The sequence below is a fragment of the Magnetospira sp. QH-2 genome (assembly GCF_000968135.1).
In the GTDB taxonomy this organism is placed as follows: Bacteria; Pseudomonadota; Alphaproteobacteria; order Rhodospirillales; family Magnetospiraceae; genus Magnetospira.
The window spans coordinates 3,545,998-3,568,704 of record NZ_FO538765.1; the positions used below are offsets into that span (position 1 = coordinate 3,545,998).

18 protein-coding genes and 1 tRNA gene are annotated in these 22,707 nt (G+C 60.3%); 5 read left to right on the forward strand and 14 right to left on the reverse strand.

Annotated features, from left to right (window positions below):
- Nucleotides 1–65: 65 nt before the first annotated feature.
- From MGMAQ_RS16595 to MGMAQ_RS16605, 3 genes are all read left to right on the forward strand, one after another.
- Entirely contained in the window at nucleotides 66–2,117 is a 2,052-nt protein-coding gene (locus tag MGMAQ_RS16595; RefSeq protein WP_046022427.1) for a bifunctional aldolase/short-chain dehydrogenase, read from the forward strand.
- Complete coding sequence (locus MGMAQ_RS16600) at nucleotides 2,114–2,767, forward strand: class II aldolase/adducin family protein (RefSeq protein ID WP_046022428.1); 654 nt, start codon at nucleotides 2,114–2,116, stop codon at nucleotides 2,765–2,767. The genes MGMAQ_RS16595 and MGMAQ_RS16600 overlap by 4 nt, the downstream gene beginning before the upstream one ends.
- 298 nt (nucleotides 2,768–3,065) lie before the next feature.
- Complete coding sequence (locus MGMAQ_RS16605; RefSeq protein WP_046022429.1) at nucleotides 3,066–4,844, forward strand: tetratricopeptide repeat protein; 1,779 nt, start codon at nucleotides 3,066–3,068, stop codon at nucleotides 4,842–4,844.
- Between the two features lie 212 nt (nucleotides 4,845–5,056).
- Here the strand turns inward: MGMAQ_RS16605 and MGMAQ_RS16610 are convergent, their stop codons facing one another.
- The 7 genes from MGMAQ_RS16610 to trxA all read right to left on the reverse strand — a co-directional run bounded on the left by MGMAQ_RS16610 (nucleotide 5,057) and on the right by trxA (nucleotide 11,892).
- Nucleotides 5,057–5,464: a hypothetical protein gene (locus MGMAQ_RS16610; protein ID WP_046022430.1), complete on the reverse strand. Its 408-nt coding sequence runs from the start codon at nucleotides 5,462–5,464 to the stop codon at nucleotides 5,057–5,059.
- A gap of 50 nt (nucleotides 5,465–5,514) precedes the next feature.
- Nucleotides 5,515–7,545, reverse strand: a complete 2,031-nt coding sequence (locus MGMAQ_RS16615; RefSeq protein WP_046022431.1) for an elongation factor G — start codon at nucleotides 7,543–7,545, stop codon at nucleotides 5,515–5,517.
- Between the two features lie 108 nt (nucleotides 7,546–7,653).
- Nucleotides 7,654–9,498 carry a diguanylate cyclase domain-containing protein gene (locus MGMAQ_RS19890; RefSeq protein WP_052716492.1) on the reverse strand — a complete coding sequence of 615 codons (1,845 nt, stop codon included), beginning with the start codon at nucleotides 9,496–9,498 and terminating at the stop codon, nucleotides 7,654–7,656.
- 163 nt (nucleotides 9,499–9,661) lie between these two features.
- Complete coding sequence (locus tag MGMAQ_RS16625; RefSeq protein WP_046022432.1) at nucleotides 9,662–10,036, reverse strand: gamma-butyrobetaine hydroxylase-like domain-containing protein; 375 nt, start codon at nucleotides 10,034–10,036, stop codon at nucleotides 9,662–9,664.
- Nucleotides 10,036–10,227, reverse strand: coding sequence for a Trm112 family protein (locus MGMAQ_RS16630; RefSeq protein WP_046022433.1), 192 nt, complete (start codon nucleotides 10,225–10,227; stop codon nucleotides 10,036–10,038). Before MGMAQ_RS16630 ends, MGMAQ_RS16625 begins: the two co-directional genes overlap by 1 nt.
- 45 nt (nucleotides 10,228–10,272) lie before the next feature.
- A complete protein-coding gene (locus tag MGMAQ_RS16635; protein WP_046022434.1) occupies nucleotides 10,273–10,953 on the reverse strand; it encodes an LON peptidase substrate-binding domain-containing protein in 681 nt (226 codons plus the stop codon).
- A 21-nt stretch (nucleotides 10,954–10,974) separates the two neighbouring features.
- The gene (trxA, locus tag MGMAQ_RS16640) at nucleotides 10,975–11,892 is read right to left on the reverse strand and encodes a thioredoxin (RefSeq protein ID WP_046022435.1); all 918 of its coding nucleotides are present in this window, start codon (nucleotides 11,890–11,892) and stop codon (nucleotides 10,975–10,977) included.
- Between the two features lie 189 nt (nucleotides 11,893–12,081).
- Between trxA and MGMAQ_RS16645 the strand changes: the two genes are divergently transcribed.
- Together MGMAQ_RS16645 and MGMAQ_RS16650 are read left to right on the forward strand one after the other, a co-directional pair.
- Nucleotides 12,082–12,156 (forward strand) — tRNA-Gly (locus tag MGMAQ_RS16645).
- Nucleotides 12,157–12,526: 370 nt separating this feature from the next.
- Nucleotides 12,527–13,918: an OFA family MFS transporter gene (locus MGMAQ_RS16650; protein ID WP_065814703.1), complete on the forward strand. Its 1,392-nt coding sequence runs from the start codon at nucleotides 12,527–12,529 to the stop codon at nucleotides 13,916–13,918.
- A 19-nt stretch (nucleotides 13,919–13,937) separates the two neighbouring features.
- Here MGMAQ_RS16650 and prsT read toward each other — a convergent pair whose 3' ends face one another.
- The 7 genes from prsT to MGMAQ_RS16685 all read right to left on the reverse strand — a co-directional run bounded on the left by prsT (nucleotide 13,938) and on the right by MGMAQ_RS16685 (nucleotide 22,707).
- Entirely contained in the window at nucleotides 13,938–16,679 is a 2,742-nt protein-coding gene (gene prsT / locus MGMAQ_RS16655; RefSeq protein ID WP_046022436.1) for an XrtA/PEP-CTERM system TPR-repeat protein PrsT, read from the reverse strand.
- 452 nt (nucleotides 16,680–17,131) lie between these two features.
- Nucleotides 17,132–17,629, reverse strand: a complete 498-nt coding sequence (locus MGMAQ_RS16660) for a ferritin family protein (RefSeq protein ID WP_046022437.1) — start codon at nucleotides 17,627–17,629, stop codon at nucleotides 17,132–17,134.
- Nucleotides 17,626–19,428: an FAD-dependent oxidoreductase gene (locus MGMAQ_RS16665; RefSeq protein WP_046022438.1), complete on the reverse strand. Its 1,803-nt coding sequence runs from the start codon at nucleotides 19,426–19,428 to the stop codon at nucleotides 17,626–17,628. The genes MGMAQ_RS16660 and MGMAQ_RS16665 overlap by 4 nt, the downstream gene beginning before the upstream one ends.
- Before the next feature lie 2 nt (nucleotides 19,429–19,430).
- The gene (locus tag MGMAQ_RS16670) at nucleotides 19,431–20,609 is read right to left on the reverse strand and encodes an NADH-quinone oxidoreductase subunit D (RefSeq protein WP_082085497.1); all 1,179 of its coding nucleotides are present in this window, start codon (nucleotides 20,607–20,609) and stop codon (nucleotides 19,431–19,433) included.
- Nucleotide 20,610: 1 nt separating this feature from the next.
- Entirely contained in the window at nucleotides 20,611–21,141 is a 531-nt protein-coding gene (locus tag MGMAQ_RS16675) for an NADH-quinone oxidoreductase subunit C (protein ID WP_198409132.1), read from the reverse strand.
- Between the two features lie 12 nt (nucleotides 21,142–21,153).
- Nucleotides 21,154–21,795, reverse strand: coding sequence for an NADH-quinone oxidoreductase subunit B family protein (locus tag MGMAQ_RS16680; RefSeq protein WP_052716493.1), 642 nt, complete (start codon nucleotides 21,793–21,795; stop codon nucleotides 21,154–21,156).
- 6 nt (nucleotides 21,796–21,801) lie between these two features.
- Nucleotides 21,802–22,707, reverse strand: a complete 906-nt coding sequence (locus MGMAQ_RS16685) for a respiratory chain complex I subunit 1 family protein (RefSeq protein WP_046022440.1) — start codon at nucleotides 22,705–22,707, stop codon at nucleotides 21,802–21,804.

Here is a 22,707-nt window from a genome sequence, read left to right on the forward strand (position 1 = left end):
CGCCGGGCTGTTTCTGCTAGTTCTTCGGACCTTGTTTCAATCTCCCCGTTCGAAGGACGACTTCCATGCATAACCTTTGGTCCGAAACCGAATCTCATGCCGCCATTGCCCGGTACGGTGCCGATGGAATCAACGAGGATTGGGCCCTGCGCACCTATACCACCCGGCTGCTCGGATCGGTGCCCGAGTTGGTGTTGCATGGCGGCGGCAATACCTCGGTCAAGACCAGCCTCCCGGATCTGACCGGCGACACGACCGAGGTGCTCTGCGTCAAGGGATCGGGCTGGGACATGGGAACCATCGAACCGGCGGGACTGCCCGCCGTGCGCCTGGAACCGCTGCTCAAGCTGCAAGACGTGGACAGCCTGACCGATGAGGAAATGGTCAACTTGCAACGCACCAGCCTGATGGATGCCAGCGCGCCCAATCCGTCGGTGGAGACCCTGCTGCATGCCTTCATCCCGCACAAGTTCATCGATCATACCCATGCCAATGCGGTGGTCGCCCTGACCGATCAACCGGACGGCGAGGCCCGGGCCCGCGACCTCTATGGCGACCGCATGGCCATCGTGCCCTATGTGATGCCCGGCTTTTATCTGGCCCGGGACGGCTACCGGGCCTATCTGGACAAGCCCGACGCCGAGGGACTGATCCTGGTCAAGCATGGCATCTTCACCTTCGGCGCCACGGCCCGCGAAGCCTATGACCGGATGATCGAGCTGGTCTCCGTCGCCGAGGATGTCCTGGCCAAGGCCGGGCCGAAAGTTTATCCATCAGCATCGGTGGCGTCGTCGGTGGCGACGGTGGCCCAGGTGGCCCCAATCCTGCGCGGGCTGGTGGCCGAGGATCAGGGTGACGACCATGAGCCCAAACGACTGCTGCTGGACTTCCGCACCTCCGCCGCCATCCGGGCCTTCGTGGATGGCGCAGATCTGAGCGACTATAGCCAGCGGGGCACCGTGACCCCGGACCATGTGATTCGCACCAAGCCCAAACCCTTGGTGCTTCCCTGTCCCGAAGCGGGCAAACTGGACGCATTCGCCAAGGGCGCGAAAGCGGCACTGGCAGCCTATCAGGCCGACTATCAGGCCTATTTCGAGCGCAACAATGCCCGGCTCGGCGGCATCAAAACGCCATTGGACCCGATGCCGCGCATCGCCTTGGTGCCGGGGCTGGGACTGTTCGGCATGGATAAGTCCCGCGGCGCGGCTGCCATCGCCGCCGATCTGGCCGAGACCAATATCGACGTGATTACCGCCGCCGAGGGGTTGGGCACCTATGACCCGATCCCCGAGGCTGACCAGTTCGACCTGGAATACTGGTCCCTGGAACAGGCCAAGCTGGGCAAGGGCTCCGAGAAAGCCCTGGCCCGTCAGGTCTGTTTGGTCACCGGCGGCGGATCGGGCATCGGCGCCGCCACCGCCCGGGCCTTCGCCGCCCAGGGCTGCGAGGTGGTGGTGCTGGACCGCGACGAACCCACCGCCCAGGCCATGGCCGAGGCCGTGAAGGGATTGGGCATCGGCTGTGACGTCACCGACAAAATGGCCGTGACCGCCGCCATCGCCCAGGTCTGCGAGACCTATGGCGGATTGGACATCGTCGTGTCCAATGCCGGCGCCGCCTGGCAGGGCCGCATCGGCGAGGTGGATGAGGAAACCCTGCGCCAGAGCTTCGAATTGAATTTCTGGGGACACCACACAATTTGCCAGGAAGCCGTTCGAGTAATGACCGCACAAAGCACCGGCGGCTGTCTGTTGTTCAATACTTCCAAACAGGCGCTCAATCCGGGCAAGAACTTCGGTCCCTACGGCCTACCCAAAGCCGCCACCTTGTTCTTGATGAAGCAATATGCCTTGGACCACGGGCGCGACGGCATTCGGGCCAATGCCGTTAATGCCGACCGCATCCGCTCCGGCCTGCTAACCGATGACTTCATCGCCCAGCGATCCGTGGCCCGGGGGGTGAGCGAGCACGACTACATGGCGGGCAACCTGCTGGGGCGCGAGGTCACCGCCGAGGACGTGGCCCAGGCCTTTGTGGATCTGGCCAAATCGCGCAAGACCACGGCGGCGGTGATGACCGTCGACGGCGGCAATATCGAAGCCTCGGTCCGATGAACCACGATCATACCGACGCCGCGCGGACGGTCATCCATACCGCCCTGGCCATGAACGCCCAAGGGCTCAATCGCGGTAGCGCGGGCAATGTATCGCTGCGCCTGGGGGACGGATTCCTGGTCACGCCGTCGGGCATGGCCTACCCAGACCTGCTGCCCGAAGACGTGGTCTGGGTCGGTTTGGACGGCAGATGGGATCGCCATGGCCGCAAACCCTCCAGCGAATGGCAGTTTCATCAAGCGATCTACGCGGCCCGACCGGAGATCAACGCCGTGGTCCATACCCATTCCAGTTTCGCCTCTACCCTGGCGGTGCTGGAACGGGACATTCCACCGTTCCATTACATGGTCGCCGCCGCCGGGGGCCGGGATATCCGCTGTGCTCCCTATGCCACCACAGGCAGCCCCGAGTTGGCCGAGACCACCGTTACGGCGCTGGCGGGTCGGCGGGCCTGTCTGCTGGCCCATCATGGCCTGATCGCCTGCGGCCCCGATGCCGAGCGTGCCCTGGACCTAGCCGCCGAAGTGGAAGACTTGGCCAAGATCTATGTGCAGGCCCTGGCCATCGCCGAGCCACCCCGGCTCGAAGACGCCGAAATGACCCGCATGCAAGAGATCTTCAAGGCCTATGGGGCCAACGCGCAGGATTGATTAATATATATTATGTCCCCGCCATAGTGTGGCGGCAATGGCGGTGCGAGACGGAGCGGATTGGTGGATCTGCGGGTATGTCTGTCGGTGAATGGGGCGGCGGATGAGGCGATGAATGGTCCTTCGACGCCCCCATGGTTTCGCCCCTGCCCCACCCATCAGAGCCCCTGCCCCGCACAGGCAGGGGGGTCGCACAATGCTGAGATCACGCTGCCTCATCCATTGATTTGGCGCGGGCAGAACATCAATATTTGGGTATTTTCAAGTCACCTTCTATTATGGGATAGGAGGAGTCGTGATGCTGGATTCGATCATCAAATTTCTGACCGAGAACCGGGATACCTTGATCGTTGGGATCCTGTTGGCGCTGCTGGCCTGGTTCCTGGCCCGATACTTCATGCCCAAAGGCAAGGGCGATGGCCCACAGATCAACTACACAACCAATGTCATTGTAACGCCAGAATTGCTTGATCGGTTGATCCAGGCCATCGAGGCGAAGAAGGATGCCGAGCCCAGGCTTGATACCACTGAAAATGACCTCATCAGCAAGGAAGAGGAAATCCGCGGCCTCAAGAAGGCCTTGGAAACGGCCCTAAACGCTGACCAGAACCAAGTTTCCGTTGCCGACATCATCCAGGACGCGGAACAGGGCAAGACCGACGCCGCCGAACAGGCTCTGGAAGCCCTGCTGGCCGCCAAGGAGTCCGAAGGCCGGGGCAGCCTGTCCGAAGCCTCCCAGGCGGCCTTACAGATCGGCGTCCTGGCCTATCACCATGACAGTCAAAAGGCCCTGCGCGCCTTCACCAAGGCGACGGCCCTGGACGAGGACCATGCTGAGGCCTGGAATTATTTGGGTCTTATTCACCATCGTCTGGGCAATCTGGATCTTGCCGTCGCCGCCTATGAGCGGGTCCTGGTCCTGGGCAACCGCAACAGGGACAAGGCGGTGCAGGCCGTGGCCATCTGCAACCTGGGCACCATCGAACTAACACGCGGGAACCTGGACCAGGCCATGGCCTATCACCAACAGGCTCTGAGCCTCAATAAGACACTGGACCGCAAGCATGGCATGGCCGACGACTACGGCAACATGGGCGTCGTGGAACAAACACGCGGGAACCTGGACCAGGCCATGGCCTATCACCAACAGGCCTTGGCCATCGATGAGGCGCTGGGCAACAAGGAAGGCATGGCCAACCAATACGGCAACATGGGCAACGTGGAACAAACACGCGGCAACCTGGACCAGGCCATGACCTATATCCAACAGGCTCTGAGCCTCAATAAGACACTGGGCAGCAAGCAAGGCATGGCCGCTGACTACCACAACATGGGCGTCGTGGAACAAACACGCGGGAACCTGGACCAGGCCATGGCCTATCACCAACAGGCCCTGGCCCTCCATGAGGCGCTGGGCAGCAAGCAAGGAATGGCCAACGACCACGGCAACATGGGCGTCGTGGAACAAACACGCGGCAACCTGGACCGGGCCATGGCCTATCACCAACAGGCCCTGAGCCTTGATAAGGCACTGGGCCGCAAGCAAGGCATGGCCAACCAATACGGCAACATGGGCAACGTGGAACTAACACGCGGCAACCTGGACCAGACCATGATCTATTACCAACAGGCCCTGGCCCTCCATGAGGCGCTGGGCAACAAGCAAGGCATGGCCAACGATTACGGCAACATGGGCGTCGTGGAACAAACACGCGGCAACCTGGACCAGGCCATGGACCACTACCGACAGGCCCTGAGCCTCAATAAGACACTGGGCCGCAAGCAAAGCATGGCCATCCAGTACGGCAACATGGGCACCGTAAAAAAAACACGCGGCAACCTGGACCAGGCCATGGACCACTACCAACAGGCCCTGAGCCTCAATAAGACACTGGGCCGCAAGCAAGGCATGGCCGCCGCCTACGGCAGAATGGGTATCGTGGAAAAACAACGCGGCGACACAGCGACCGCCCGCGCCCATTGGCAAAAGGCCCTGGACCTGTACCGGCAGGTGGGCATGCAGCCGGAGATCGAGAAAGTGGAAGGCTTGCTGGCCGGGTTGGACAAAGCGGATTAGGGCGGCCTGTTTCCCTTTCCGCCTCCCCCGCGCGGGCAGAGGGGACGGGGGCTGCCGGGGTCCTGTTGGGGGGGAATACCTCCCCGCCTGCGCGGGACCTGCGGGACCTGCGGGACCTGAGGGACCTGAGGGGCCTGAGGGACCTGAGAGGCTTAGATCGCCCCTCTAAATTACTCGGGGACACAATATATAATTACTGCCGACCGAGCCGCCTATGCCGGACGAATACCGGATCGGCTTTCCCGCCAAACCAATCCCGCCAGCAAGGCGAAATAACCGCCGATGAGGCCGGTCTGAATCCAATAAGGCATGGTGGACTGGCCTTCTTGCAGCACGGAGGCCAGGGCATCGGAAAGGTTGACCGAGGCCAGCCCGAGAACGGTCATGCCGAGGGCGAACAGGGCTGCCGGCACCACCGCCCGGTGGTTGGCCGCCGAATAGAACAACGCCGCGTAAGCGATCACCGCGAAGGCGATGATCTTATCCTGATAGGCATGGAACGGTGTGTCGTAATAGACGAACAGCAAGGGCTGCTTGATGCCGAAAAAGTGTGCCACGGCCATGCAGCAGAAATAGACCACCCCGGCCAGCAAGGCATATCTCAAGGGCGCCGATGGCATGGTGGCCTCCGTGGCGGCGGCGGACGGTCCGACCGACCGCCGCCAAGGAATCAGTCCTTTTTCGCCTGGGCGGCGACGATCTGATCGGCGACCCGGCCCATCAGCTCCTGCAAGTGGTCGAAGGACCAGGAGAAGGTGCCGACGCCCAGGGTCATGGAGCGTAACTCGACGATCATGTCATGCATCTCCGCCTGTGGCAGGTAGGCCTGTACTTCGTCCCAGCCGTTCCAGCCTTCCTTGGCCTGATAGCCGAGGATCTGTCCCCGGCGACCGCTGACCAGCCGTTGCACCCGCGAGGTGAACTCGTTGGGAATGGCGATATCCACCGAACAGATGGGCTCCAGTAGCACCGGTTCGCACTCGGGCATGCCTTCGCGCATGCCCTGCTGGGCGGCCTTGCGGAAGGCCATGTCGGAGCTGTCCACGGTGTGGAACTTGCCATCAGTCAGCGTCACCTCGATATCGACGATGGGAAAGCCCAAAGGCCCGGCGGAGGCGCAATGGTCGCGCATGCCCGCTTCCACGGCGGGGATGTACTGCTTGGGCACGGCGCCGCCGGTGATGGTGTCCTTGAACTGGATGCCCGATCCCCGGGGCAGCGGCTTGATGGTCAGATGCACCTCGCCGAATTCGCCGTGGCCACCGGACTGTTTCTTGTGGCGGGCCTGCTTGGAGACGCTCTTGCGGATGGTCTCGCGATAGGCCACCTGCGGGCGTTCGGTGACGGCGGTGATGTTGTAGCGATGGCGCAGCCGGGCCACGGCCACCTGCAAATGCACCGAGCCTTGTCCCCAGACCAGGAACTCGTGGGTCTCGGGATCATGGCCGAAGCTGAGCGACGGATCTTCCTCGGCCAGCTTGGCCAGGGCGCCGGACAGTTTCACTTCGTCCTCGCGCTTCTCGGCATTGATGGCCAAGGAGAACAAGGAGGTCAGCGGCTCGGGCCATTCCAAGGCCTCGGCCTTGCCCGATGGCGACAGAACGGCGCCGGTATGGACCTCTTCCATGCGCCCCAGACCGACGATCGCGCCCGCCGGAGCCTTGGCGGTTTTTACATGCTTGCCGCCGTCAAAGCTGAACAAACCGGAGACCTTGGACTCGCCTAGCTGCATGCCGTCGGTGAACTCGCCACGCCAGACGCGGGCGATGGACAGCTTGCCCGTATGGGCCGCATGCAAGGTCTTGAACACCTGGGCCACCGGCTCGCCGCTGGATTCAAAACCCATGCGTTCGGCCGATGCGGCGGCTTCCGGGGCTTCGTGGCGCAACGCCTTGAGCAGCCGGGTGACGCCATGGGCATGCAGGGCTGATCCGAAGAATACCGGCACAATCAGATCCTGTTGCAGATCGCGGGCCATGTTCTCGTAGACCTCATCCGAATCCGGCACCACCTCTTCCAGCAATTCTTCCATCAGGTGGTCGTCGTAGTCGGCCAGGGCTTCCAAAAGATGTTCGCGCTCTTCGTGCTCCTCGTCTTTCAGGCTGTCGGGCACCGAAGACATCTTGGAGGGCTTGTCTTCTTGATATTCAAAGGCGCGCTCGCTGACCAGATCAATGAAGCCGGTGATCTTGTCGCCATCGCGGATGGGCAATTCGCGCAGCACCAAAGGCCGCTCGGACACCACCTGCAAGGCTTCCAAAGTCGCCTTGACCCCCACCGAGGTGTTGTCCATCTTGTTGATAAAAATCACGTGTGGGATTGCATGATCGTCGAGGAACTTGAGCAGCGGACCCATGGCCAGCGCTTTGTCCTCGCCTGGCTCGCAGACCACCACGGCGGTATCGGCAACCATCAAGGCATTGATGGCGTCTTGGGATAGCTCCACATTGCCGGGACAATCGATGAAAGTCCATTGCTCACCTAGATAGGGACCGGATGCAATGTTCAGTTCCGTGCTCATCTGCCGGTCGCGGGCCTCGGGGGTGGAATCACCCACCGTGCTGCCCTCGGTGACCCGGCCCTTTCGGTTGGTTATCCCAGCACTGAACAACATGGCTTCCAGCAGCGTGGTCTTGCCACTGGTATAAGGTCCGACGATGGCGGCCACGCGCGGGCCAGACGTGTGCTTCTTGTTCGGCACGATGCCCCTCCTTGAGTCAGGTGATCGAAAGCGGATGAGACAGGAAAAGTCCCCTTTCCGAACACTACTCCTTTGAGGGGGCAGGGCAACAGGAAATCAGTCGTTTTTTTAAGCCGCGCCACAGTTCACGTCGGGGCCTTCAAGCCGATTGCGCCCCTGGGCCTTGGCCTTGTACAGGGCCTCGTCGGCGCGTCGGTACAGCTTCTCCGGCACGGCCTCGCCCGACCCGGGACATTCACAGACAAAACCGATGGAGACGGTCAGTCGCCCACCCGCCGGATTGTCCTCGTGAACGATTCCTGCGTCATGGATGCATTGACGGATTCGCTCCAACTGATCGCGGGCCGCATCGGCCTCCATGTTCGCCAGGATGATACAGAATTCCTCGCCACCGGTCCGGAACACATGGTCGTCCGGTCGCCGCAGGTTTTCCCTCAGAAGCTGAGCGACTTCCTTAAGAACGCGATCCCCTTCCTGGTGGCCGTAACGGTCGTTATAGAGCTTGAAATAATCCACATCGAGCATGGCCAGCACCAAGGGTGATTGGTGTCGGCGGGACAGACGGATCAGGCTATCCAGCTGATTGTCGAAATGGCGGCGATTGTGCAGCCCGGTTAGCTGATCGGTGACGGCCAAATGCTCCACCAGCTTGCGGTTGGAAATATCCTGGCGCACCGACTTGTAGCCCACCAGATCGCCCTGTTTGTTCTTCATGGGTGAAATGTGAGACATCAGCCAGAAATCTTCACCATCCTTGGTCCGGTTGAGAATTTCACTCGACCAATCCTCTCCAGCGCGCAGCGTGCGCCACATGTCGCGAAAAAGCCGGTCGGGGGTATCGGGATGGCGGACCAGATTGTGATTGCGCCCCAGCAACTCTTCCTCTGAAAAGCCCGAAACGTCGCAAAACGCCTTGCTGACCCAGGTGATATTGCCATCCAGATCGGTGGTCGAGGAAATCACATAGGTATCGAGCATGCGGTGATACTCGTTCAGATCCCGGCTGCTTTTCTCGATCTCCCGTTCCACATTCGAGACCCGGCGGTAGTAGAACCAGGCGAGCAGACTCAGCACCAATGCGGCGGTGGCCAATGACCCGCCCAGCACTTTGAATTGCAAATTGTGCTCTGCTTCCAAATCGAACAAGGCCACAACGGTGCCGATCACCGGGCCGTCCCGGTCCCGCAGGGGCACGGTGGTCACACCGTATTCCCGCGCATAAGCTTTGGTGACGTTCTCCTCAACCGGATAGCCACCAATCCCTTGATTTGCCAAGGTTTCAGCAACGTTCGATGGCAGCCGGACCAGGGTGCCCAAAAGGATTTTATGGGACCAAGTTTTATCCTTGTCCGTGTTTTGCTGAACCGCCATTAGAATTTCAGCATTCAACGTTTCTGCCAACTCTTCGACCAGATCTGCCGCCGACAGGCCCAATTCCATATACCCCAGCAGAACCCCATCCACTTTTACCGGGTGTACGGCACGCAAAGAAAAATCTCCAAAGGGGCCGAACTCGATGCCGTCGCTGGGGAGCCCTTTTTCCGCCGCCCGCGACAGCGACTTGCGTTCAATCAGGTCGCCGCTTTCCGACGGGTTATGTACTCGCAACTGAACTCGGCGGTCCGGCGCATGAAAGTAGAAATGCTTGACCCCATGGAGGCGCTGCAAATCCGAATAGATGGGATCGGCCAGGGCTCGCAGCCGCGCTATATCCCCCCCTTGCCAAGTCTCAATCAGCTCGGTCTGCCGGGTGAGGAAATACAGCAGACCGTGCAAGGTCCGCATATCCTTGTCCACATCATTGACTAAGACGTCGTCGGCCAAGCGCTGCAAGGATTCAACATGCAGCATTTCTTCTTCCGATTCGAAAATCGCCAGCGCCCCCAGATGCGCCAACAGCATCAGGGCCAAACCCAGGATAAAAGGAAGGAATATCTTATTCTTAATCGACATTATATGCTGCCATGACGAATATATTATTCTTTGGGCATATGTAGCGCGGAATTCAGATTATTATACAGAAACCGAACGTTATTACAAGTTGATAATAATCATTCTCAATACGCCCCAGCAGGCGGCAGGGGTATTCAAATCATATCCACAAAGTGATTATCGATCAGGGCTCGCGACTCAACCCGGCGGCTTCCAGGGCCTGCAGGTAGCCGGCCCAGATTTCATCCTGGCGCATGCCGAAATCATACAAGGTTTCCCAGGAGTAAATGCCGGTGTCGTGAAGATCATCGAACTTGATGGTGACCGCATAGTTACCGACCGGCGTCACTTCCATGATGCCCACATGCTTGCGACCGGCCACCAGAGTCTTTTGGTCGGGCCCATGGCCCTGCACTTCCGCCGAGGGGCTTTCCACCCGCAGCAGTTCCGCGGGGAGCTTGAAGCACTTGCCGTCATCGAAGTCCACTTCCAATACTTTGTCTTCCCGCTTGACGCGGATCTCGGTGGGCGTATGGGTCGTGCCGTAGGTCGCGGTCATTATTTTTCCTCCTCGTCGAGCGAGCGGGCCTCGTCGGGCAGCATGATCGGAATGCCGTCCCGTATGGGATAGGCCAACCGGGCCCCCTCACTGATCAGTTCTTGGCTCTGCGCGTCGTATCGAAGGGTTTCCTTGGTCAATGGGCAGACCAGGATCTCCAACAGTTTCGGATCGACGGTGCGTTCGGCCATGTCTGCCTCCTATTTGGTGTTTCCGGACCCGGTGTCAATGGGCTGTCAGTGACGGGTTCCGGCGTCGTCGGATTCGTCGTCACCCTGTAGGGCCGCCATGTCGAGCAAGGCGGTGAGAATGCGTCCGCGCTCGATCAGGTCGGGGGCTTCCAACAGGGCTTGTTTGTCGTTGGGGGCAAAGGGCAGCCCCATGGCCAGTTGATGCACCAGAACTTCGTCGTCCACCCCGTCCAGGCTGTTCCATTCCACCTGCATGGACCGGGCGGCGCCATAGGTCTTGAGCGCCCGCAACAGACTCTGGCGATCCACGGCCTGGACCCGACCATCATCGATCATATCGGCCTTGTAGTCGCTATAATCCACCACCGCCCGGCGATAGCCGCCGCCGCTGTCCACTTCCTGCCCCAGCCGGAAACGGCAGACCCCGGTCAGGGTGACCAATAGGCGGCGATCGGAGGTTTCCTGAAAGGCGGTGATCCGTCCGGCACAGCCGGTGCTCAGCAGCCGGGCATCGTCGGCGATGGGGTCGGCAGCGGACCGGGCCGGCTGCAAGATACCGACCATGCGTTCCTCGCCCAGACTATCAAGGACCATGTTCAAGTAGCGGGGCTCGAAAACATTCAGCGGCAACTCCCCGCGCGGCAGCATCAGCACGCCGCTCAAGGGAAACAGCGGCAGCACCCGTGGCAGGTCATCGAAATCCAGCTGAAAAGGGGAATCGCCCATGGTCGATCCGGTCTCTACTGATTAGGAGAACAACAAGGTCGACAGGCGCTTGCGGGCCGCGACAGTTGTCGGATGGGTATGTCCCAGGGTCTCGAATAGTTTGACCAATTGCTTGCGCCCAGCCTCCTCGTTCCAGCCCCGGTCCCGTTTGACCAAATCAAGCAGCTGTTCGATGGCAGCCTCGGCATCGCCTGCCGCATAGAGACTGTTGGCCAAGTCGAACCGTGCGTCGTTGTCGTCGGGATTGCTGTCCAGTTTGGCTTGCAGCGCCGCCACGTCGCCACCGCCGGTCCCCGCCAGATCCAACGCCGAACGCGCCGCTTGGATCTCCGACATCATCTTCAGCTTGTCGGACAGGCCATCGAGAAAGCTGGCGGCCGCATCCGTATCCCCGGAAGCGATAAGGCAGCGGGCCAGACCGGCCAGGGCCGCCACCTGTTCCGGCTCGGCTTGGAGAACCTGATTATACAGGGACGCGGCATTTTGCGGATCGCCACCGTCGAGCAACGCCTTGGCTTGCTCCAACGCGGCCTCCAAGGGCGACTGGGCCCCATCGGTGAGCTTGTCCACAAAGGCGCGCAGCTGGCTTTCCGGTACGGCCCCTTGGAAAGCATCCACCGGCTGACCATCCTTGAAGGCATAGACCGTGGGAACCGACTGGACCCGCATCTGCGCGGCCAGGTTCTGGTTCTCGTCCACATTGATCTTGACCATGCGCACGGCGCCGGCCATCTGCTTGACGATCTTCTCCAAGGCCGGGCCCAGGGTCTTGCAGGGCTCGCACCAAGGTGCCCAAAAATCGACGATCACCGGCACCGACCGGGAAGCTTCCAATACATCGGTGGTGAAACCGTTGAGATCGGAATCCTTGATTAGATCCCCCGCGGGCGTGCCACCAGCGGAAACAGGGGTGCCGTCATTATCGAGAAGAATATCCATGGTCTTTCCTTGCGTCTTCGTGGACCCGGTTCAACGGGTCAATTGTCCGTTGGGGCTAAGATGGACGGTTGGACGGCCCCCTGCAACCCCCCCGCCACTGCAAAAGGGTTGGTTCTTTTCATGAATTGGGGCTTGAATTGCCCCGCGCTTTGGGTAATATGCGCCCTCCTCGCGGTGGCGAGGCGGTATGCGGGCGTAGCTCAGGGGTAGAGCGCAACCTTGCCAAGGTTGAAGTCGTGAGTTCGAATCTCATCGCCCGCTCCAGTTTTTCAAAGGCTTAGTCAGTATTTGACTAAGCCTTTGTTGTTTTCCGCCCCCACTTGTTCCTGGTTCGGCGGCTCGATTCCAGTGTCCCAATCAATAATGGGAACGGCGCTACCACCCCATCAGCCCTCGAGTCACGAGACCGCCAATCCTCAACAAGCCTTTTCCCAAGGTCCAACGGCGCCACTCTCTTCAATTTACATAAAATTCGGATGATTTTTTGCCGGGGCAGCCCTGCATTATATGCACTAGTGCTAATGTTGCGTTGCACCCTATACTGTTACGTTATGTCGCGGCGCGGAATCCCTCATGGAGGCCCGGGCCCCATTCAAGGTATAGAGCGCGCCGCTTTGAAATGGGAGAAGCCGTGATGCCTGCTGCCGCCTCCAACCGCCTCAATGTTATTTTCGGTGCCATTCTGATTCAATTGAGTTTGGGTGCCATTTACGCTTGGTCCGTTTTCACCCCCGCCCTTCAGGCTGCCGGGTGGTCGAAGCTGGATACCCAGGTGGTATTTGCGGTGGGGTTGGTCACCTTTGCTTTGACCATGGTCTTCGCCGGGCGGGCTCTGGCCAAATGGGGACCACGCACTTTGGCGGTGGCCGGTGGCTTGGCCCTGGGCGGCGGATATGCCCTGACCGGCTTGCTGGGCGCCACGGAATTCTGGATTGTTCTGCTGGGTATCGGAGTGATCGGGGGAGCAGGAATCGGCCTGGGGTATGTGGTCCCCATCGCCGTCGGCATGCGGTGGTTTCCCGACAAGAAGGGACTGATCACCGGTCTGGCCGTCGCCGGTTTCGGCTTCGGCGCCATGGGCTGGGTCAAGATGGCTGGAACCTGGGGACACCTTATTAATTCCGTCGGCCTCGCTCAGACTTTCATGCTCTATGGCGCGGCCTTTGCCGTCATGATCCTGCTCGGTAGTCTGTGGATGCGCATGCCGCCCAAGGGCTGGAAACCCGAAGGCTATGTGGCGCCCGCGGCCACCGGTGGCAATGGCGGCCAGGAATTCACCGCCGCTGAAATGCTCCGCACGCCCCAGTTCTACTTGGTCTTCTTGACCTTTACCGCCAGCGCCGGGGCCGGCTTGATGTCCATCGGACTAATGAAGCTCTACCCCATGGAGGCCCTCCAGGCCGCCGGATACGGCCCGGTGGAGGCCAGTGCCATCGCCGGCACGGCCATGGCGGTATTCTTCAGCATCGCCAACGGGATCGGCCGGATCGCCTGGGGAACCCTGAGTGATCGCATTGGCCGTAAGCGGTCGATCATGGTCATGACTTTGTCCCAGGCTTTGTTCCTGTTCGCCTTCACTGGCATGGCCGGGTCCGAGTATCTTCTTTATCTGGGGGCGGCCCTCATCGGCTTCAATTTCGGTGGCAATTTTGCCTTGTTCCCCACTTTCACCGCCGATCTGTTTGGCAACAAGCGGGTTGGACAGAACTATCCACTGATCTTTTTGTCCTATGGGGTTGGTGGCGTGGCCGGTCCGGTTTTGGGCGGCATGCTGGGTGATCTTGGTAATTTCCCCGCCGCCTTTGCCATCTGCGGCGCGGCATGCCTGGGCGGCGCGGTCTGCACCTGGATGGTCGCCACGCCCGACCACGAAGAGGCGCGTCATCCGGCCAGTGTGCATGGATTCTTGCACCAAATGCATCTGGATCATATCGAAGAAGTGGTCGAATTCGCGCTCCACCCGGACCACTTCAAGCGCACCATGCGGACCGATTCCGCCAACGACGACGAGCATCAGGCGGCCTGAAGACCGCCTGAATGTTGCTTTATCGAACCGTCTCGTAAAGGGCCTTGGCGTCTTCCAGTTCGGGAAACTCCAAGGCCATCAACGGCTCCAGAACAGAAGCGGCCTTTTCCTTTTGTCCTTCGGCAGCCAGGGCGGCGGCCAGGTGGTAGGCGGTGGATGAACTTTTGCCCTTGCCCAGCACATGAGCCAGTTCCAACAGCGGACGCCCTTTCTCAGGCTCGCCCGTGCGGACCAGAAGCCAGCCATAGGTATCGGCAATGGACGGGTTGGTCTTGGCCAGCATCCAGGCCCGCCGAGCCGCCACCAGTCCCTTGCGCGGGTCGGTCTTGCTATGCAGGTAAGCCATGTTGTTCAAGGCCACCAGATGGCGCGGATTGACCTCGACAACCTTTTCATAGGCTGCAATGGCCTCCGCATCCTTTCCGGCGGCCATATACTGATCGGCAAGCGCCATGCGGGGCGCCAGATCATCCGGATGCTCTGTCAACCATTCGGTCAGAACGGTCTGAGCCGGTTGCCGGTCTCCAGCGGCGATATGCGCCCGGGCCAACCGGACCACAAGCGCGGGAGACGGCTTCTCCGCTATCCCGGCCTTGTACGCCGCCAGGGCCTTTTCAGGTTGCTTTGCCCGCAGGTAGAGATCCCCAGTCAGCATTTCCGCCAGATCCCGTCCCGCACCGGGCATAACCTCGGCCTCGCGGGATAGCTTCAGAGCCGCTTCCAATCCATTGCGCTTTTCTTCATCCGCCAGCCTCATCCCCCATGCGGATATCAGGCCCGGCTCGATTTCCACGGCCCGGTCGAGAACCTGGCGCGCATAATCGGGTTTGTTCTCTCTGATCAATGCCTTGGCCATGCCCACATGCACGGCCCCCCCTTGCGGGGTCAAACCAGCGGTCCGACGCAGGGCTGCCAGACCTTCCACCGGCTGATCAATGGCGAAGTGAACCTTGGACAGGAGAATAAAGGCATCGGCCGATTTCGGCAGGCTGGAGACCAACCGATCTGCTTCTGCCAGGGCGGCTTTCTTTTGACCGGCCACCATGAGCAAGTTGACATAGGCCCGCCCCACGATCAGGGACTCAGGGGCCATGTTCGCCGCCCGCTTGGCCAGGGTCAGGGCTTCGGTCGATTCGCCTTTCACCTTGGAAATGGAGATCTGGCCCAACAGAGCCCGCTCGTTTCTGGGGTTTCGGGCAAGAATGTCCGCATAGACCGCCGCTTCCTTGTCGGCTTCCTTGGTGCGGCGATAATGGGTCGCCAACTCGAAGGCCACAAGATCAAGTTCAGGCGCCTTTTTCTGCGCCGACAACAGGCTTTCCAGTTCCGCCTTGGTGTCTTTTGTCGCGCGATAAATGCGGGCAAGCATGAGATCGGGCTGCGGCGAGTCAGGCATTTGCCCCCGATAGGTCCGAGCCGCTTCCAAAGCCTTGTCCCATTCACCCCGCCCCATATGCAAGCTGGCAATGGCGGCTGAGGCCTGTGGCCCCGCGTCCGGGTCATCAACCAGCCCGGACAGATTGTCCCAGGCTGCCTCCGTGTCCCCTTCGGCCATCCGCGCCATGCCCACACGCAGCTTTAGCGCCTGGTTTTCAGGGTCCAAGGTCGCGGCCTTCTCGAACAACTCCGCCGCTTCGGTGTTTTTGCCGATAGCGGTATAAGCCAAAGCCAACCGCGCCAACACGCGGGCATCATCGGGTTCAGCCGCAACGACCTTTTCCAACAAGGGCACGGCCTTGGCATACTTCTTATCCCGCAGAAAAAGCTCGGCCATCAGTTTCACAACCACGGGATCTTCCGGATTGAGCTTGAACAAGGGATCGAGGAAACTATGGGCCTGCTCGACTTGTCCGGCCTCCATGGCGAGAACCGAGGCCAAAAGAACAGCGGCCTTGTTCCCCTTCAAGTTCTGCATGGCAGGTTGCAGCCGTTCCCATGCTTCCTTGAATTTCTTGGTCTGGGTTAAGCGCTGAGCCCGCAAAAGAATGGCAAGGGGATGATTGGGAACCCCCTTCAGCACCTTATCGATAATCTCGTCGGCTTCATCCACCTGCCCCAGGGCCATCAGGGTGGCCGCCCGGTCCAGTTGGACATTGGCATCATACGGGCGCAGGGCCACAATCCGATCCAGCAAGGCCATGACCTGATCCGTCTCGCGACGCTGTTTGTGCAACGCGACCTTCAGCATCAGGGCCTCGACGCCATGGGGACCCTGAGCGATCAACTGGTCCAGCTTCTGCTCGCCTTGCTCCAGCTTTCCCTCGGCCAGATCCCGCCGCGCATCAAGCAACACGACCCAGGGGTGCCCCGGCACCAATTGCTTGGCGGCTTCGATTTCAATCGCGGCCTCATCTGTTTTCTTCCTGGCATACAATGCTTGACCGCGAACTACATGCATGCGGGCCTTCAACTCATCGGGGAGCGCGTCGTCAATGTCCAATTCGCTAGCGACCCAAAGAAAGTCTCCTTTGAGGATTCTTATCTTTGCTTGCCAGACCAGGACGTCTTCCTTCCTCGCTCCCTTTTCCCGGGCCTGCAAAAAAGCAGTTTCGGCATGCGGAATGTTGCCTTGTGTCAGTAAGATACGCCCCAGCGCCAACCGTAACGAAGGATCGCCCGGATTGTCGCGAATGGCATTGCGCAAGTTGATGATCGCGGCGCTCAGTTCCCCTTTGGCTTCGAGCGCCCGTACCTCTTCGAGGACCGCGCTTCCGGAAGAATTTGCCGTCGTGGCGGACATGGCCGAAAGAGGCGAGAACATAACCAAGCCTGCAAGGACAATCCCTGTCCAAACAGTATGTCGATTCCGGTTGTGGTCCTTCATGGCGGCATCTCCCCTTGCTCCAGCGCGGTGCCGATTCGCTCTTAGCGCGTGCCGGGTCCAAACGGACCCATTGAACAAGCGCGACCCTATTGGAATCAATCATGTTTTTAGTATTCGATCGAATACGATCAAATACGATGTGATCTAGGGGCGCGGCACCTTTCCCATACCCTAGCGGGTTCGTGTGAAGGTTGGAAGACCACTAAAGCCTTTGGCGTTTCATATGACCCATTGTGATGGTCTCCGGTGAGTCGAACCGCCAGGAAAGGTCCCGAAAGCAATGCGGCGCATCGGTGAGGGAGCTTGACGCCGCGGGCGGCCACCGGAGACCACCCTGCGGGCCGATCCTTAAGATCGCTGCGCGTGGGGAAATCCAGATCGGCGCGCGCTTACACCCCGCCGGAGTGCACGACCTCGTAGTACAGCACTTCCAGCTCGTTCTTGTGCTTGGTCTCTTCGTTGGCCAGGTACTGGAACAAGTCGTGGATGGGGCCTGGGCCAGTCTCCTCGGCCAGGGCAGTGTACTGCTCCATGGCCGCCTGCTCGCGCATCAGGGCGAATTGCAGCACTTCCTGATCATCGGGTTTGTCACCAAGGTCCGGCAGGTGGACACAATCGGAGAACTTGCGGTCCGAAGCCGGGCGCTTGACCTCTTCTTGCAACACCGCCTGAACATCCGGGCGCGCCTTAAGCCCGGTGAACAGATCGAAATGCTTCTGTTCCTCGGCTGCCAATTCCTCGGCCAGGTAGCGCAGGTTCTTGCTGACCTTGGGGGCCAATTCGGCGTAGAAATCCCGAGCCGTGCGCTCGAACTCGATGGCCACGGACAGGATCTCTTCCATGGAGGAAAGTGGCTTCAGTTGGTCGTAGCCGTGTTCCTGAGTCATTTCTTGGCATCCTGTTGCTTGAAGACGGCATCGATGGCGGTGGCGAGACGATGACCATCGGCGACCGCGTGGATCACGTCGGGACCATTGACGCAGTCCCCCCCGGCCCAGAGCCAATCCACCGAGGTGCGGCCATCGCCATCCACCTTGATGCGGCCCCGGTTCCATTCCAACTGCTCGGTCAATTCCTCGCCCAGCAGGGAAACGTCGGACATCTGGCCGATGGCCTCGATGACCATGTCGCCCTCGTGGATGACCTCATCGGTTTCATCATAGCTGGGAGCGAAACGGCCCTGCTCGTCGAAGATGGAGACGACTCTCCAGGTCTTCAGACCCTTTACCTTGCCCTTGGCGTCGGTGATGATCTCCTGCGGGCCTCGGGCATCGAGGATAGTGATGCTTTCCTCGGAGCTCTCCTTGACCTCGTCCGGGTCGGCCAGGAAGTGGTCGAAATCTTCCAGCGCGGTAACGGTCATGGCCACGTCGCCATACTTTTCCTTTTGCTTGCGGGCCAGACTGCGGGCGATATCCATGGCCACGTTGCCGCCGCCGATGACCACCGCCTTCTTGGGCACGGTGATCTTTTCACCGTTGGTGATTTGCCGCAGCAGATCCACGGCCTTTTCCACGCCCTTGTTGTCGGAACCCGGGATGCGGGTCGAGCGCCCCAGATGCAGGCCGATGCTCAGGATCACCGCGTGGAAGTCCTTTTGCAGGTCGGCCATGGTGACATCGGTGCCGATACGCTTGTTGTATTGGATCTCCACGCCCATGCCGGTGATCACCGCGACCTCGCGATCGATGGCGTCATAGGGCAACCGGTATTCTGGAATGCCATAGCGGGTCATGCCGCCCGGCTTGTCCTGGGCTTCGAACACGGTGACCTGATGCCCCATGCGGCGCAGGTCGTAGGCAGCGGTCAGGCCGGCGGGACCAGCGCCGATGACCGCCACCTTGTGACGGGTCTTGCGGGCCGGCTTGCCGATGATTTTGCCATACTTGTTGTTGGGCACCTGATCGATGATATGGCGCTTGAGCCAACGGATGGCGATGGGCTCGCCTTCGTGGTTGGCGGCACAAACGGTCTCGCACTTGTGGGTACAGACGCGACCACAGACCTCGGAGAACGGATTGGTCTCGTAGAGCAGCTTCAGGCCCAATTCGTAATTGCCATCGCGCACCGCGCCGATGTAATCGGGGATCGACATATGGGCCGGACAGGTAGCGACACAAAGGCCGCATGAAACGCAGCGGTCGGCTTCGGCCTGGGCCTGTTCGACGGAGTAGCCATCGACGATTTCGTCGAAATTGGCGATGCGGGCGTCCGGTTCCATCTCGCCCATATGCACCCGGTCATGGGGCACCAGGCTATGGCCGTCGGGACGGTGATAGCCCAGTTCGGCGTTGTCCCAGCTTTTCTTGTCGATGCCGGGGGTAAAGCGGAAGGCATCACCGTCGCTGTCGGTCCAGGTGTATTCGTTGGACATGGACAAGGAGCCGGTCATGCAGACGTCGACGCACAGCGCGCACCAGCAGCAGCGGCCATAGTCAATGCGGGGCCGCAATCCGGAATCCTCGCCCCCCGTCACCATGCCCTCGCCGGGCACCATGTCGATGGCGGCATTCTGGCAAATGGCCTCGCAGGTTCCGCACCCGATACAGGTCTTCATGTCGTTCTTGTGGAAGCCGCGATAGCGGGCCGCACCCGGCCGATCATTCAGCGGATCCTTGATGGTCACCGGATCCCGAAACAGGTGTTTCCAGGCGGTGAACGGGGATATGACGTCGCGTACACTCATGGCTATCTCTCGATCTCCGGCGGATAGGTATGCAAGGACACCATCAGTCCCGCCACATCCGAAATATTGAGGTTGACGATCATCCGCTCCAGCAACGCCATGGCGTGGGTATAGGAGGGACCCCGGACATTGACCCGGCGCGGGTAGCCGCTGCCGTCGGTGACCAGGTAGAACCCGTACTCACCGCGCGAGCATTCGCCCTTGATATAGGTCTCGCCGCGCGGAATGTTCCAGTGCAGCACGTTGGGCAGCTTGGACATGGTCGGGCCAGTGCGCGGCATCCGGCCCAGGATCTGCCGGATCAGGTCGATGGAAACCAGAACGTCGCGGCGACGCACGTCGGCCCGGGTGAAGATATCGGAATCCGTGCCGCTGACCGGCTCGAAATTCAGCATGGGATAGACCAGATAGGGCGCATCCTTGCGCAGGTCCTTGACCACTCCGGCGGCGCGGGCATTGGGGCCGGTGATGCCGTAGCTGTCGATCAGCGCCGGGTCAATATAGCCGACGCCCACCGAGCGTTTTTTGAACACGGCGTTGTGGAACATCACGTCATGGACGTCCTTCATGGTCCGTTCGATTTCCTTGAGGGTCTCGGCCATGCGCTGATCGAAACCCTCGGGCAAGGTGTCGCGCACGCCGCCCGGCAGGATGAACATGTGATAGATGCGCGCACCGGTCAGTTCCTCGAAGCGATCGAGCATCAGATCACGGGCATAGGTGGTCCATTGGCCGATGACGCCCAGGCCGAAGGCTCCGGCCTGCCCACCGAGATACATCATATAGCTATTGATCCGACCCATTTCGAGGATCAGGGTGCGGATCCAATGGGCCTGTTCCGGCACCTCGATCCCGGCCAGTTCCTCCACTGCGGCGGCATAGCAGTACTCGTTGAAGTCCGGCTCCGGCACGCAGATGCGGCAGACGATGGGAAAGCATTGGATAAAGGTGCGGCGCTCCATGAGCTTCTCGAAGCCCCGGTGCAGGTAGCCCACATGGGTGCGACCCTCGACCACCTCATCGCCGCAGACCGTCAGTTCCACCGACATGTTGCCGGTGATGCCCGGATGGTTCGGACCCTGCCAAAGCTTCAGGTACTTGCCCGAGGTCAGGTCGATGTCGCAGGTCCCGTCGGCTTTTTTCTCCGGGTATTGGCTGCGATCTGGCGTAAACTGCAACATATCAATCCCCGTCCGGATAGAGTTTCTGTTTCATGTACTGCGCCGGGTCGTGGGTCTCGCGGCCCTCCCGGTGGACGAACTTCTCTTCGGAATACTTCAAGGTATCGAAGTCCCGGCGGTAAGGCGGGATACCGGTCCAGCCTTCGAGGATGAATTCCTCGTCGACTCGGGGGCTGCCCGGGAAGTCGATGCCGAACATCTCGCGCAGTTCCCGCTGATAGGTGGCGGCAGTGGGCCAGATATCATGGATGCCATCCATGGAAGCCTTGTCGCGCGGGATCATCAGCCGTACGCCCAACTCGCGGGCGGCCAACCGATTGCACAGGAGATAGGTCAATTGGAACTGATCTTCTTCAAGCCAATCCACCGCCGTCAGCAGCACCAGATGAGTGAAGCCTTCCACGTCGCGCAGTTGCAGCAGCAAGGCCCGCAGATGCTCGCGGTCCACGGTGACGAAGGCCAGATCCTCGCGCTGCTCGGTCAGCGGGCCGAGGGCGAAGGGCTGTTTGAGTCTCTTATACAGGTCGCGCATGTTCATTGGTCGTCACCAGTTGTAATCGGGCATGTCCCAATCGTCGATCACCGACTTCTGATTGGCCTTGTACCATTCGAAGCGCTCGGCATATTCGTTGGCGCCCTCAGCCTTGCCGGCCCGAATGATTTTTTTCAGATCCTCGAATCCAGCCAGCAGCGCCTCGGGGCGCGGCATGCAGCCGACGATGTACAGATCCACCGGCAGATACTCGTCGAGCTTCTTGATGGTGTTATAGGAATCCCAGTACATGCCGCCGTTGATGGTGCAGGAGCCCAACCCGACCACGTACTTGGGGCTCTGCATCTGCTCATAGGAGCGGATGGCCCGCTTCAGGGTCTTGGTGGAGAGGTATCCCGAGATCATCAGCAGGTTGGCCTGCCTGGGCGTCGGGCGCCACTGCACGCCGAAGCGATAGGCATCGAAGCGCGGTGTCATCAACGGGCGCATCTCGATGGCCCCGCAACCGGTGCCGAAGCCGAGAATCCACAGAGATTCGGACCGGGCCCAGTTGAAGAAGTCCTCGACAATCTTCACATAGACCGGCGGATGGACCTTGGGCGGCGCCTCGCAATAGTGATCGCGCAGCGGATCGATCTCGATGTCTTGACCGTCCGGAGTCCTGACGATGCGTTTTTGAAGTTCTTCTTTCATATCACCTCACACCACCAGAATGGCTGCGACGCCGATGGGAACGGCCCAGATCAGGAACCAGCGGATGGATTGTTCGACTCTAAAGCGTGGGAACACCACGCCAACGAAGGCGGCAAACAGATAGATCAGGAACGCCTTAACAAAGAAGATCGGCCAATTGTCCGCCCCGCCGAAGAACAGGTTCATATAGATCACGATCTTGGCGATGGGGAAAATCACCCGGTTGGTCTGCATCAGCGCCAAGTAGGATGAATGGTATTCCGTCGGCGGGCCGATGGGGATTTCCTGTGGGGCCAGCACCACGTCGAACGGCGGCCGCATCATGGAGCCCAAGAAGCCCAGCATGCCTGCTGCCACCGCCAGCGGATTGGTGAACAGGGTCCAACTCATCAGGCCCCCTTGCTGAGCGGCAACGATCTCGGTTACCGACAGGGTCTGATATTGCAGGGCCACCGCGAACACCGCCAGGGCAAAGGGAAGCTCTGCCGTGGTCACTTGCGACAAGCCCCGGGTCACACCGATGGCAGCATGGGGATGGCCGCTTTCGCCCGCGCCCAAGGCCATGCCCAGGGAACCGAAGAAAACGAAATACAGGGCCAGGATCAGGTCTCCGGCAAAGGAGAAATTGGCGAACATCACCGAGCCGTAGATGGTCGGCACGAACAACAACAGGCCCACACCGCCCGACAGCCGGAACACCGGGCCCAGGTAATACATGACACCATGGGTGATATGCGAGCGCAGGGCATAGTTCTTCAGCAGGTCGAAGTAATTCTGATAGATGGGAATGCCATAGCGCCGACCGGCCCGGGCACCGATTTTTTGAATCAGCGCGGTCATCAGCAGGCCATAGTTGACGACAATGAAGATCGTCAGCAAGGCATAGGGGATTTGGATCCACTCGAAGTTCAT